The sequence below is a fragment of the Actinomadura sp. NBRC 104412 genome (assembly GCF_030269515.1).
In the GTDB taxonomy this organism is placed as follows: domain Bacteria; phylum Actinomycetota; class Actinomycetes; order Streptosporangiales; family Streptosporangiaceae; genus Spirillospora.
This window is the reverse complement of the sequence record NZ_BSTM01000009.1, coordinates 17,544-29,083: the sequence shown is the minus strand read 5'-3', so window position 1 is coordinate 29,083 and position 11,540 is coordinate 17,544. Positions and strand designations below refer to the sequence as shown.

General features: G+C 71.3%; 14 protein-coding genes, 2 tRNA genes and 1 pseudogene. 13 read left to right on the top strand and 4 right to left on the bottom strand.

Annotation, left to right across the window (positions count from 1 at the left end):
* Nucleotides 1–3: 3 nt before the first annotated feature.
* The 13 genes and pseudogenes from QSK21_RS13595 (at nucleotide 4) to QSK21_RS13535 (ending at nucleotide 9,635) form a co-directional block, all read left to right on the top strand.
* Nucleotides 4–1,986 carry a hypothetical protein gene (locus QSK21_RS13595; protein ID WP_285696024.1) on the top strand — a complete coding sequence of 661 codons (1,983 nt, stop codon included), beginning with the start codon at nucleotides 4–6 and terminating at the stop codon, nucleotides 1,984–1,986.
* A 394-nt stretch (nucleotides 1,987–2,380) separates the two neighbouring features.
* Nucleotides 2,381–2,737 carry a hypothetical protein gene (locus QSK21_RS13590; protein ID WP_285696023.1) on the top strand — a complete coding sequence of 119 codons (357 nt, stop codon included), beginning with the start codon at nucleotides 2,381–2,383 and terminating at the stop codon, nucleotides 2,735–2,737.
* Nucleotides 2,734–3,207: pseudogene (locus QSK21_RS13585) on the top strand (DNA cytosine methyltransferase); the annotation flags it as partial. The gene QSK21_RS13590 and the pseudogene QSK21_RS13585, both read left to right, overlap by 4 nt.
* A 10-nt stretch (nucleotides 3,208–3,217) precedes the next feature.
* Nucleotides 3,218–3,580: a hypothetical protein gene (locus QSK21_RS13580; protein ID WP_285696280.1), complete on the top strand. Its 363-nt coding sequence runs from the start codon at nucleotides 3,218–3,220 to the stop codon at nucleotides 3,578–3,580.
* A 23-nt stretch (nucleotides 3,581–3,603) separates the two neighbouring features.
* Nucleotides 3,604–3,765 (top strand): hypothetical protein, encoded by a 162-nt coding sequence (locus tag QSK21_RS13575; RefSeq protein WP_285696279.1) that lies wholly within the window; start codon nucleotides 3,604–3,606, stop codon nucleotides 3,763–3,765.
* Nucleotides 3,762–4,619 (top strand): hypothetical protein, encoded by an 858-nt coding sequence (locus QSK21_RS13570; RefSeq protein WP_285696022.1) that lies wholly within the window; start codon nucleotides 3,762–3,764, stop codon nucleotides 4,617–4,619. The genes QSK21_RS13575 and QSK21_RS13570 overlap by 4 nt, the downstream gene beginning before the upstream one ends.
* A complete protein-coding gene (locus QSK21_RS13565) occupies nucleotides 4,616–4,822 on the top strand; it encodes a hypothetical protein (protein ID WP_285696021.1) in 207 nt (68 codons plus the stop codon). Before QSK21_RS13570 ends, QSK21_RS13565 begins: the two co-directional genes overlap by 4 nt.
* The gene (locus tag QSK21_RS13560; RefSeq protein WP_285696020.1) at nucleotides 4,819–5,988 is read left to right on the top strand and encodes a bifunctional DNA primase/polymerase; all 1,170 of its coding nucleotides are present in this window, start codon (nucleotides 4,819–4,821) and stop codon (nucleotides 5,986–5,988) included. Before QSK21_RS13565 ends, QSK21_RS13560 begins: the two co-directional genes overlap by 4 nt.
* Complete coding sequence (locus tag QSK21_RS13555) at nucleotides 5,985–7,193, top strand: DUF3631 domain-containing protein (protein WP_285696018.1); 1,209 nt, start codon at nucleotides 5,985–5,987, stop codon at nucleotides 7,191–7,193. The genes QSK21_RS13560 and QSK21_RS13555 overlap by 4 nt, the downstream gene beginning before the upstream one ends.
* Before the next feature lie 209 nt (nucleotides 7,194–7,402).
* The gene (locus tag QSK21_RS13550) at nucleotides 7,403–7,603 is read left to right on the top strand and encodes a helix-turn-helix transcriptional regulator (protein WP_285696016.1); all 201 of its coding nucleotides are present in this window, start codon (nucleotides 7,403–7,405) and stop codon (nucleotides 7,601–7,603) included.
* Nucleotides 7,603–9,024: a tyrosine-type recombinase/integrase gene (locus QSK21_RS13545; RefSeq protein WP_285696014.1), complete on the top strand. Its 1,422-nt coding sequence runs from the start codon at nucleotides 7,603–7,605 to the stop codon at nucleotides 9,022–9,024. The genes QSK21_RS13550 and QSK21_RS13545 overlap by 1 nt, the downstream gene beginning before the upstream one ends.
* Nucleotides 9,025–9,301: 277 nt before the next feature.
* A tRNA-Glu gene (locus QSK21_RS13540) sits at nucleotides 9,302–9,374 on the top strand.
* Between the two features lie 185 nt (nucleotides 9,375–9,559).
* Nucleotides 9,560–9,635, top strand: a tRNA-Glu gene (locus tag QSK21_RS13535).
* 22 nt (nucleotides 9,636–9,657) lie between these two features.
* On the opposite strand, the gene QSK21_RS13530 is transcribed toward QSK21_RS13535, so the two are convergent.
* From QSK21_RS13530 to QSK21_RS13515, 4 genes are read right to left on the bottom strand one after another with little or no spacing between them, the layout of a single operon-like run.
* On the bottom strand, nucleotides 9,658–10,056 hold the full coding sequence (locus QSK21_RS13530) for an NUDIX hydrolase (protein WP_285696013.1): 399 nt from the start codon (nucleotides 10,054–10,056) through the stop codon (nucleotides 9,658–9,660).
* Between the two features lie 5 nt (nucleotides 10,057–10,061).
* Nucleotides 10,062–10,850, bottom strand: a complete 789-nt coding sequence (locus QSK21_RS13525) for an SAM hydrolase/SAM-dependent halogenase family protein (protein ID WP_285696012.1) — start codon at nucleotides 10,848–10,850, stop codon at nucleotides 10,062–10,064.
* A 17-nt stretch (nucleotides 10,851–10,867) separates the two neighbouring features.
* Complete coding sequence (locus tag QSK21_RS13520) at nucleotides 10,868–11,167, bottom strand: DUF202 domain-containing protein (protein WP_285696011.1); 300 nt, start codon at nucleotides 11,165–11,167, stop codon at nucleotides 10,868–10,870.
* Complete coding sequence (locus tag QSK21_RS13515; RefSeq protein WP_285696010.1) at nucleotides 11,164–11,523, bottom strand: YidH family protein; 360 nt, start codon at nucleotides 11,521–11,523, stop codon at nucleotides 11,164–11,166. Before QSK21_RS13515 ends, QSK21_RS13520 begins: the two co-directional genes overlap by 4 nt.
* Nucleotides 11,524–11,540 lie beyond the last annotated feature (17 nt).

Below are 11,540 nucleotides of genomic sequence, written 5' to 3'. Positions count from 1 at the left end.
ATCATGGCTGCTAGGAACACGCAGGTCGCGACCGTGGAGGAATCCTCCTGGGAGCGGGTCAAAGCCGCTCAGGCGTCCAAGCTGGCCACGCTGGCGCCGCCGTGGCTGATCTGGCCCATCGTCGCCGGGATGGGTCACACCGCGCACACTCTGTGGGGCCAGGCCGGTGGGCAGACCGCCGCGTGGTCGGCGATCGGACTGACGCTGGGCACCGGGGTGCTGTCCGGGGTGACATGGCTGGTCTCCCACACCCGCGGCATCCTGGGCCGCGGATCGGCGACCGTCACCACCTTCGCCACCGGCATGTGGGTCACCTCGTGCTCGGTGGCGGGCATCGGCCAGCCGGTGATCGGCTGGTTCCTGCTGGCCGGTGGCGTGGTGACCTGCGCGGGCTGGAACATCCGCACCGTCATCCGCAGCAAGCACGGTGTCTCCGGGGTGGTTGACCCGCTGGCGTTCCTGTTCGACCAGGGCAAGGGCAAGGCCGGTCTGGACGGCGCCCGGATGGCCACGATCAAGGCCGGTGAACGCAAGATCGAGGCCGCCATGGCGCTGCCCGCCGGTCAAAAGACCGTCGCGGACGTGCAGAAGAAGACCGAGCACATCGAGGGCGCCATGGGCCTGCCGCCCGGCACCCTCACCGTGTCCCCCGACACCGACCGCGCCGACCGCGCCAAGGCCACCCTGTCGGACCCGCGCATCATGCGCGAGCCGATCCCCTGGCCCGGCCCGTCCCGGCCCGGCGGCTCGATCGCCGAACCGCTGCGGCCCGGCGTCTGGCAGGACGGTGACGATGTCGAGTACGTCATCGTCGGACATCACCGCCAGGACATGGGCAAGACCGGCGCGGGCAAGTCCATCGGCGCCACCTGGAACATGCTGGCCGAGATCGTGACCCGCACCGATGTGGCGGTGTTCGCCGCCGACATCACCAAGGGAGAGCAGACGCTCGGCCCGCTGCGCCCCGCGTTGCACCGCTTCGAGACCACCAAGCAAGGCGTCCGATCCCTGATCAACGACATCCACGCCCAGCTCAAGCCCCGAACCGACTGGCTGTCGGCCCGCGGCTACGTCAACTGGGAGCCCGGATGCGGCCTGACCTACTGGGTCCTGCACCTGGAGGAGTTCCCCGACATCGGCGAGGCCCTGGGCGATGCGGGCATGGAAACGTTGCTCAAGCTGCTCAAGGCCATCCGCTCGGCCGGCGGCAGCGTGGTCATGTCGTTGCAGCGCAGCGACTGGACGCAGATGCCCACCATCGCCCGCGGCCAGCTGGCCAACATGTGCTTCGGGGTCGCCAACTCCCACGACGCCGCATTCGGGCTGTCAGAGGCTCAGGAGGACGCTGGAGCGCGCCCAGAGCTGTGGGGGTCCAACCAGCCCGGCATGGCCTACCTGGACGCCCCAGGCATCGACCCGGCCCGCATCGCGATGCCGCTGCGCACCTTCGCCTGGCTCGACGAGCACGGCAAGCCCGACACCGCCGCGATCGCCGCGCACGCCGCCGCCTGGCCCGCCGAAGCCAAGACGGTGGACGAGTTCACCGCCGCCATCGCACGCAACACCACCCCCGCCCTGACCGCCGTCCACGACGCCCCCGGCAGCTCCTCTGCCGAGGACCAGGACAGCGAGGAGTGGAGCCCGGAGGACGACCTGAGCACGCCCGACCCGGACCCATCCCTGACCGCCGACATCGATGACCCGATCGAAGACGACCCGGACGACCAAGAATGGGAGTTCACCCCTCCCGACCCCACCATGACCGCCGCTGAGGCACGCCAGACGCTACGCGAGCGACTGGCCGAGTGGCTCGACGAAGGACGCCAAGACTTCACCACCGCCGACCTGTCAGACCTGTGGACCGCCGCCGGCCTGTCCCGCTCCTGGGCCCGCAAACAGATCGGCCAACTCCGGGAAGAGGGCGTCTTGGCCTACGACGACACGACCCAACGACACCTGCTGATCTCCCGACCGAAAGCCGCCTGAGCGCCCGCGCGTGTGCGCGCGCACGGCTGCGCGTGGGCTGCGCGCACACACATGTTGATCATGCTGGCACAGGTGGCACACGCAGGTGGCACCCCCGGGTGGCACGCCCTGGCACCCCCGGGTGGCACGCCGAGGTGGCACCCCCGCTCACCAGTAACCCAACCCCCAAACCCCCGCCAGGCCGCCACGCCGGGTGGCACCCCTGCCCGACCCGCACCCCTAGGGGGAGCGCGATGAACCGTCCGCCTCGCCGACTGCGCGGCGGCTGAGCGCAACGGGCGGTCCGACGCACAGCCACCAAGCACGCCGCCGGACCGCCCTACCCCAACCGATCACGGACCCCAACGGAGACCCGCAAGCCACCGCCGAGCCCTGGAAAGAGGCACCCACCATCATGACTCACAACCGGCCACCTGTCCCGCCCGCCGAGCAATGGCCCCTGCTGACCGGCCCGGACTGCCCGCGCTGCGACCGACCCACCGACGTGGAATGGATCGGCTCGGCCACCTCCTTGGACGGCACCGAGGTCAGCGTGTGGCACTGCCACGCCTGCCCCGCCGACTGGACCATCCGCACCACGCTGTGGCCCGTCCTGGACGGCCCCGACTGCCCCACCTGCGACCGCCCCGGCACCGTATGGGCCGCGCTCGACCCGGACGAGGGCGGGGACCTGTGGATCTGCCCGGACGGGCACGAGTTCACCCTCACCCCCGAGGGCCTGATCATCCTGCCTGGTGAGGGGGCGGCATGACCGGCCTGACACTGGGTTCGCTGTGCTCGGGCTACGGCGGGCTCGACCTGGCCGCCGCGCGCGTGTTCGGCGCCCGCACCGCGTGGGTGGCCGACCCCGACCCCGGCGCCGCCGCCGTCCTGGCCCACCGCTTCCCCCAGGTGCCCAACCTCGGGGACCTGGCCGCCGTCGACTTCACCGCCGTGCCGCGCGTGGACGTGCTGTGCGCGGGTTTCCCCTGCCAAGACCTGTCATACGCCGGCCAGGGCGCCGGTATCCGGAAAGGGACCCGTAGTGGACTCTGGCACCACATCGCCGACGCCGTGGGCGTTCTACGACCCCGCTACCTCGTCCTGGAGAACGTCGCAGCCATCGTTGCCCGGCGTCCCGGACTTGACGTCGTGCTCGCCGACCTTGCCGCCCTCGGGCTTGATGCTCGATGGGCATGTGTACGCGCGTCCGACATCGGCGCCCCACACCGCCGGGACCGCTGGTTTCTCGTTGCTGCCGACCCCGCGCACCTCCGACACCAACGGCCCCGGCACCCATGGGCAGGGCGGCCCGGACCTGCGCACCGCCGTGATGCTGCTGCCCACGCCCCGCGCGACGGACGGCACCAAGGGCGGCCCCAACCAGCGCGGCAGCAAGGGCGACCTGATGTTGCCCTCGGCCGTGACGCTGCTGCCCACACCGACCGCCAGGGACGGCAAGGGTACCGACCTGCCGACCCGGACCGGCGGCCCGTCCCTGCCGACGTTGCTCGCTGGGGACGCTACGCGCCCGCCATCGCCCGATGGGAGCACATCACCGGCCGGACAGCTCCAGATCCCACTGAACCCGGACGAGCCGGACGGCCCCGGCTAGCCCCCCGGTTCGTCGAGTGGCTGATGGGCCTGCCGGACGGGTGGGTCACCGCCGTGCCCGGCCTGTCCCGCAACCGGCAACTCACCCTGCTGGGCAACGGCGTGGTGCCCCAGCAGGGCGCCGCAGCCCTGGCTGCCCTGCTGGCCGACGCTCACGCCACCACCGGGCACGGTGATGCGGCATGACGCGGCCGATGACCACGGCCGAGGCCGCCCGCGCCGCCGAGCACGCCGCCCAGTTCGTCACCGGCCACGCCGAGCAAGACGAGTCGGCTACCGATGGCGGGACGCGACGGGTGTGCGCCTGGTGCCAGGGACCGATCCCAGTGACCATGCGGCGGGACGCGGTGTGCTGCTCGACCCGGTGCCGCCAAGCCCGGCACCGCTTCACCCGCACCATCGGCACTCACGAGGGGGGAGCCGTCGCGGGCGGCCGTCCGCTACGGCTGGCCTACGCCGACCCGCCCTATCCGGGGAATGCCCGGCTGTACCGCGGCCACCGCGACTACGCCGGGGAAGTCGACCACGCCGCGCTCATCGCCCGGTTGGCCACCTATGACGGGTGGGCGTTGTCGACCTCGGCCGCCGCGCTGCCCGCCGTGCTGGCGCTGTGCCCGCCCGGGGTCCGCGTGGCCGCCTGGCACAAGGGCGAGCGCCCCACCCCCGCACGGTGGCCGCTCAACGCCTGGGAACCGGTCATCTACTCAGGTGGCCGCCCATCGGATGTGTCGCGTCCACCGGCGGACGCGACACGTCGGGTGGACTCCCTCGTGCACGGGGTCGCGCCGATGACGACCCTGCCGGGCAGGGTGATCGGCGCCAAACCCGCCGCGTTCTGCCGCTGGGTCTTCGACCTGCTGGGCGCCGCCCCCGGCGACACCCTGGACGACCTGTTCCCCGGCTCGGGCGCCGTGACCCGCGCCTGGGCCATCTTCACCGGCCGCCCCGACCCGTCGCTCCCAGCTGGAGACGACGCGTCGTCTGAGGCCCCGTACGACGCGTCGTGTTCCACCACGGCGAAACCCGAGGGGGTCGCGTGAGGACGACCTACCTGGAAGCCGGCCGCCCGGTCACCGTCCTGGCCCGCTGGCGGCCCCCGTCCAAGACCGACCCGGCCCCGGCCTGCCCGCCCTGGCTGCACTGGCACGGCCCGTCCGGCACCGCGCCCCGCAACGTCGCCATACGCCGCGCGGACGGGTCGGCTGCCGTCCGCCCCTTCCGAGGACTGAGGAAACCCACATGACCACCCCCACGCCCGCCAGTGGTCTGGACTGGCGCGATGCGCAGCACTTCGGCGGAGGGCACCGCCTGCCCTGCATCCGCTGCGGGCGCGGCGCGTTCTGCCTCGACGAGTCCGGCCGACCCTCCCACAAGACGTGCGCCGAGGCCGCCGCACGCGCAGCGTCGGGCACCCGGCCAGGTGCCGACGCCCAGACGGCGCAACTCGTCAATGACCCCGCCGCGCCCGCGCAGGACCGTGATGGGGACCTGTTGGCCGCCGCGCTGGCGTGCGCCGAGCGGGGATGGCGCGTCTTCCCCATCCGCCCCCGGGTCAAAAAGCCGCCGGCGGTGGCCGACTGGGAGGGCCGCGCCACCGCCGACCGCGCCCGCATCCAACGGTGCTGGCAGCACCGACCCTCCCTCAACGTCGGGATCGCGTGCGGCCCCTCCGGGCTGGTCGTGATCGACCTCGACCGGCCCAAGCCCGGCCAGAGCCCGCCGCCCGAATGGGCCGGCGCCGCCGACGGCGCCCAGGTGCTCGCCGCGCTCGCCGACCGGCACGGCCAGCCCTACCCCGCCGACACCTTCACCGTTCGAACGGCCACGGGAGGCACCCACCTGTACTTCACCGCACCGCCCGGCGCCGAGCTGCGCAACACCACCGGACGGCACCGCACCGGCCTGGGCTGGCTGATCGACACCCGCGCCGCCGGCGGCTACGTCGTGGCACCCGGAAGCGTGGTGAACCTGCCCGACGGCACCGGCGCCTACCAGGTCGTCAACGACCGGCCGCCGGCGCCGCTACCGCCCTGGCTAGCCGACCTGCTGACCACCGCACGCACCCCGCCACCCCCTCCCTTGAGTGCCCCCACCGGCCGCGCGCAGGTGGCCGACCTGCCCGCCTACGTCCAAGCGGCACTCAAGGGGGAGTTGGCACGGGTGACCGGCGCCGTGACCGGTGGCCGCAACCACGCCCTCAACAAAGCCGCCTACAACCTCGGCCGCCTGGTCGGCGCCGGCGTGCTCCCCGAAGAGGCCGCCAACGACGCGCTATGGAACGCCGCCGCCGTCCACTTCTGCACCGGCCCCAACGCCTTCACACCCGCCGACGCCCGCGCCACCATCCGGTCCGCGCTCGCCGCCGGCACCCGCAACCCGCGCACCATCACCAGGGGGAACGCAGCATGACCCACACTCACCCCGCCGACCGGCAGCCGATCGACGGTGCCGCCCTGCTGGACAAGCTCCGCGTCGCCCTCACCCGGTATGTGATCCTGCCCAGCAGCTACGCCGCCGATGCGGTCACGCTGTGGATCGCCGCCACGCACGCGCAACCGGCCTGGCCGCACGCCCCGCGGCTGGTGATCCGGGCACCGGAGAAGCGGTGCGGCAAGTCCCGCCTTCTGGACATGGTGGAGGCCACGTGTCACGAGCCGTTCATCACGGTCAACAGCAGTCCGGCCGCGGTCTACCGGTCCATCACCGCCGACCCGCCCACCCTGCTCGTGGACGAGGCCGACACCATCTTTGGCGCCAAGGCCGAGGGCAACGAGGATCTGCGCGGGCTGCTCAACGCCGGACACCAGCGCAACCGCCCGGCCAAGCGCTACGACGCCAACCGCAACACCGTCGAATCCATCCCCACCTTCGCCATGGCCGCGCTCGCCGGCATCGGCGCCATGCCCGACACCATCGAAGACCGCGCCGTCGTCATCCGCATGCGCCGCCGCGCCCCCGGCGAGGCCGTCGCCCCCTTCCGGCACCGCCGCGACCGCCCACCGCTGCGCAACCTGGCCGACGAGCTTAACCGCTGGCTCCGCGGCAACCTGGCTGCCCTGGAGGTCGCCGAACCTCCCATGCCGGTCGAGGACCGCGCCGCCGACACGTGGGAGCCCCTCGTGGCTGTTGCCGACCTCGCCGGCGGGCGCTGGCCCGAACGCGCCCGCGCCGCCGTCCTGGCCCTCACCGCCGAGGCCGACGACAACGGCCAACCCTCACCCCGGCTCCGCCTGCTGGCCGACTGCCGCGCCGCGTTCGGCGCCGACAACGCCCTTCCCACATCGGTGCTTCTGGAGCGGCTCAAGGCCGACCCGGAAGCGCCCTGGGCCGACTACGGCCCCAACGGGCTGACCGCCATGCGGCTCGGCGCGCTGTTGCGCGAATACGACATCCGATCCGCCAACATCCGCTTCCCCGGTGGAGGCCAGGCCAAGGGCTACCAGCGCGCCGACTTCCTCGACGCATGGGCGCGCTACTGCCCCGCCGACGACCCCGCCGACGACAACGCCGCACCGGCCACCGTGCTCACCCTCCCAGGGGTAGGCGTCCCACCCGTCCCAGCCGTCCCGCCCCAGGTCAGCCCCGGGACGGCTTCACCCCCTGGGACGGCTTGAGCCGTCCCACCGGACGTCCCTGGGACGGCTCAAGCCGTCCCACCCGAAAAGCCGTCCCAGGGCTGACCAGCGAAAACGACCCTGGGACGGCTGGGACGGCTACCCCTGGCCCGCCTCGACCCGGCGCCGGCGCACACGCCACCAAGCACGCCGTCGGCGACGGCAACCCCGCAGCAACTCCGACCGCCTCCTCAGAAGCGAGGACGCCCGTGAAGAAGACGGTAATTCGTTCCAACGAGAAACTCACACTGGCCGAGGTATGCGCAGAGATTAAGATCTCACGATCGACGTTCTACGAGTGGCGGGCTAAGGGCATCGCGCCGCCCTGCTACAAAATCGGCAACGGCGAGCTGCGCGTCAGCCGGGACGACCTTGACCGCTGGTGGGAAGAGCGCAAGGTGGACGCCTGATGGCCGACACGAGTTACAACGTCAGCGTTTACGCCATAGAGGCGCGTAAGAACGCCGCCGGTAAGGTCACCTCGTATCGCGTCGGCTGGAAGGTGGGAACGCAAACCTTTCGCGAGCCTTTCAAGAAGTCCGCTCAAGCGGATAGCTTCCGGTCTGACCTAGTGTCGGCTGCACGTAAAGGGGAGGCTTTTAGCCTTAGCACCGGCCGCCCTGTCTCCTGGCAGCGGGCAACGAACCGCATGAGTTGGTACGAGTTCGCCTGTGCGTTCGCGGACAGGAAGTGGAAGGACGCTTCCGCCAAGCATCGTGCGGACATCGCCCGTGTGCTCATGCTGGCGACGGTGGCTCTGCTCAAGGCCGACCGCGGGCGCCCGGACGACAAGGCGATACGTCACGCGCTCAGCAGATGGGCGTACAACACGAAACAGCGCCCGCACGCACCGGAACACGTCATTTCCGTTCTCAAGTGGGTTTCTCAGAACTTGCCCAACGTTGATGTCCTGGCCGACCCCGAGGTACTGGAGTCCGTTCTAGATGCCATCACCACACGGCAGGATGGCAAGCGGATGGCAGCCGTGACAGTGAAGAAGTATCGCGGCATCCTGCATAACGCGCTCGAATACGCGGTTCTGCGTAAAGCGCTGCTGGCGAACCCGTTGACAGGCCGGAAGTGGATTACCGTCAGAGCATCGAGCGAAGTGGACCGCCGTTCGGTCATCAACCCGGCGCAAGGACGCGCGTTCCTGGCCGCCGTCGAAAAGCAGGACCCGAGCGGTCGGCGACTCGTGGCGCTGTTCGGGGCAATGCTCTACTGCGGTCTGCGCCCCGAGGAAGCGGTGGAGATTGCGGAGCACAATCTCATCCTGCCGACGCGCGTCCTGAATCCGGCCACGGGGACGTACGAGGACCCGTCGGAAGAAGAGGACTGGGGAGAGCTGTACGTCGGCCCCGTCGCGCCGGAGGTGGCGCGTGATTGGACGGACAGCGGCGAACGGCGGGATAGCCGCGAGATGCCCAAGCACCGCGCCGAGGGGGAGACCCGCGGTCCCATCCCCATACCGCCGGTCCAGGTCCGGCTGTTCCGTCGCCACCTGGAGGAGTTCGGGACGGGCAAGGAGGGCCGGCTGTTCCGTGGGGTCCGGGCCGATGTCGTCCCCGGCGAGACCATCCGCAAGGTGTTCGGCCGTGCCCGGGAGAAGGTGCTCACGGCCAAAGAACAGGACTCACCGCTCATGAAGCGGCCCTACGACCTGCGGCACACGTGCCTGTCGACGTGGCTCAACGCGGGCATCCCGCCCAAGCAGGTGGCCGAGTGGGCAGGCAACAGCGTAGACGTGCTGCTCAAGACGTACGCCAAGTGCATGGTTGGGCAGGATGCCGCCGCTCGCCGGCGGATCGCCGAAGCGCTCAAGGGCGGGTAGCGGCTCCACTGGGAACGGATGGGGAACGGTGGCCCAGTGACGCCCGTTGACCACCGGACACGGCCGGACATCGCGCCAGACCGCTTCCAGCCGGGCGACGCTGGTTGGAAGCGGTTTGGTGCGGTCACGACTTACCGCTAGAGTAGGGCTCGCTGGACGCCAGTTCGGATTCTGGTTCAGTTAGTCTAGGTTCGAGTCCTGGTACCCCAGCGTCTTCGGTCCAGGCTGTTCGTTGCTCCGCAACCGTATCGCCGGCCGCTGGCAATGGTTAGTTCCGGCCCCCGTCGTCTAGTGGCCTAGGACGCCGCCCTCTCAAGGCGGTAACGGCGGTTCGAATCCGCTCGGGGGTACGACCGGGGTCGTTGTGCTCGTCGTCTTTGGGTGACGCGCCGGTGACCTTGGTGTCGGCCCAGGAGATGTCCCTGGAACCCCCCGGATGTTCGGGCTCCGCCCTCGTGTCGCAAGATCGCGTTGGGTGGAATCGGGTTGTTCGGGTGGTGTTCTTACGGGCATCATGGCTGTGGTCGTTGTTCTGGCCCCCGTCGTCTAGTGGCCTAGGACGCCGCCCTCTCAAGGCGGTAACGGCGGTTCGAATCCGCTCGGGGGTACCACACGAGCGCGTAGAGGTTTCCTTCAGCCGAGCAGTCCCCGTTCGATGGCGAGGTCCAGGGCGGCTTGGGCGGCGGGTGCCAGAAGGTCCCGCTCCGACGGTGACACGTAGAGATACTCGTCGACCTCCGCGGTCGCCGTGATCTCGCCGCGGTAGGCGGCGGTGAAGCAGGCCATCCTGACCTTGGTGTCGGCCGGCTGGTCGTGGGCGGTGGTGTGGACGACGCCCAGCTCGCGGAAGGTGGGACGGTCCAAGGTCACCGACAGCTCCTCGCGCACCTCGCGGGAGAGGGCCGTCCAGTCGTCCTCGCCGGGTTCGCGCTTGCCGCCCGGAAGGTAGAGCAGGTCGCGGCCGCGGGCGCGCACCGCAAGCATCCTGCCGTGGGCGGCATGCACCCAGGCGACCACATCGAGGTCGGGCATGTCGATCATTGTGCCCGGCGCAGGGTCACGACGTCCCCGCCGCCCAGACCGAAACGCTCGGCGGCCGATCCCTGGTTCACCGCGACGCCCAGCAGCCCGGACGAGTCCTCCCAGACCAGGGGATGGTTCTTCGGCACCGTTCCGTAGGTCGCCGCGTACGGGACGGGCGCCCCGTCAACGGACAACTGCGTGCCGTGGGGCGTCGGGCCGAGGGCCGCCTCCAGGTCGGCGGTGGTGGCGTTGAGGATGAGGCTCCCGAAGCGGTCGACGTAGAGGATCGGGGCTCGCAGTTCCCCGTTGCCGATCGCGGGCGCGGGCAGGTCCAGCGGCAGCGGGTCGGTGATCTCGGGGCCGAGGTCGGCGAGGTCCGTGCCCTTGGCGATGTGCGCGGCCGCCGGGGCGAAGACGTCGCGGCCGTGGAAGGACGCCGACACGCTCGGCAGCCGGAAGGAGGGGTTCTCGATCACATGCGCCCGCACCGGCCCGCCCAGCTTCTCGGCGGCCGGGACCAGCAGGCCGTTGTCGGGGCCGATCAGCACGTCCCCGCGCCCGGTGACGATCGCGATCGGACGGCGGGCCGTGCCCACGCCCGGGTCGACGATGCCCACGTGGACACCCTCGGGCAGGTACGGGAGCGCCTGCCGGAGGAGCATCGCGCCCTCGACGATCCCGTACGCGGGGACCTCGTCGGAGAGCGTGAGCACGGTCGCGCCCGGCGCGATCGTGTAGATGACGCCCGCGCAGGTCGCGGTGTAGGCGTGGCCGAAGTCGGTGGTCAGGCTGATGAACGGCACCCGACCGAGGGTAGTCGTCAGGCCCCGAGCGCGAAGAGCAGCCCCATGACGGCGAACAGGACGGTGACGGCGGTCGCGAGCAGCACGGACACCGGATCGGCCAGGTGGCGGGGCGTACGGCGCGGGTGGCGCTTGAGGGCGCGGCGGAGCTGGAGGGAGACCGCGCCGCAGACCGCGGCGGCGGCGAGGACGGCGCCGGGCGTGGACGGGGCCAGGCGTACGCAGAGCAGCCCGGCGGCGGCCAGGGCGAGGGTGGTGCGATACCAGGCGAGGGCGGTGCGTTCGGGCTGGGCTCCGCGGTCCCGCAGCACGCTCATCGGGTCACGAGGAGGGCGACGAGCAGGACCGTCGCGCACAGGGCCAGGCCGTAGGACATGATCGGCGCCAGTGCCGGGGGAGGCAGGGTCTCGGAGCGGCGCAGGGCGCGTTCGGTGCGGAGCCAGCGGCGGAACGCCATGCCGGCGATGAGCGCCCCGGTGAGGGAGAAGGCGATCGACAGGCCCTGCCGGAGGGGCGCCGCGAGCATGTCGCCGGTCAGGGCCACGCCCACGCCGCCCGCGATCACGGCGAGGGCGGTGCGGATCCAGGCCAGGAAGGTGCGCTCGTTGGCGAGGGTGAAGCGGGGATCGGGATCGCTTCCCTCGGCGAGCAGCCGATCGGTCCAGCGGTCCATGCACGTCATCGTAGCGA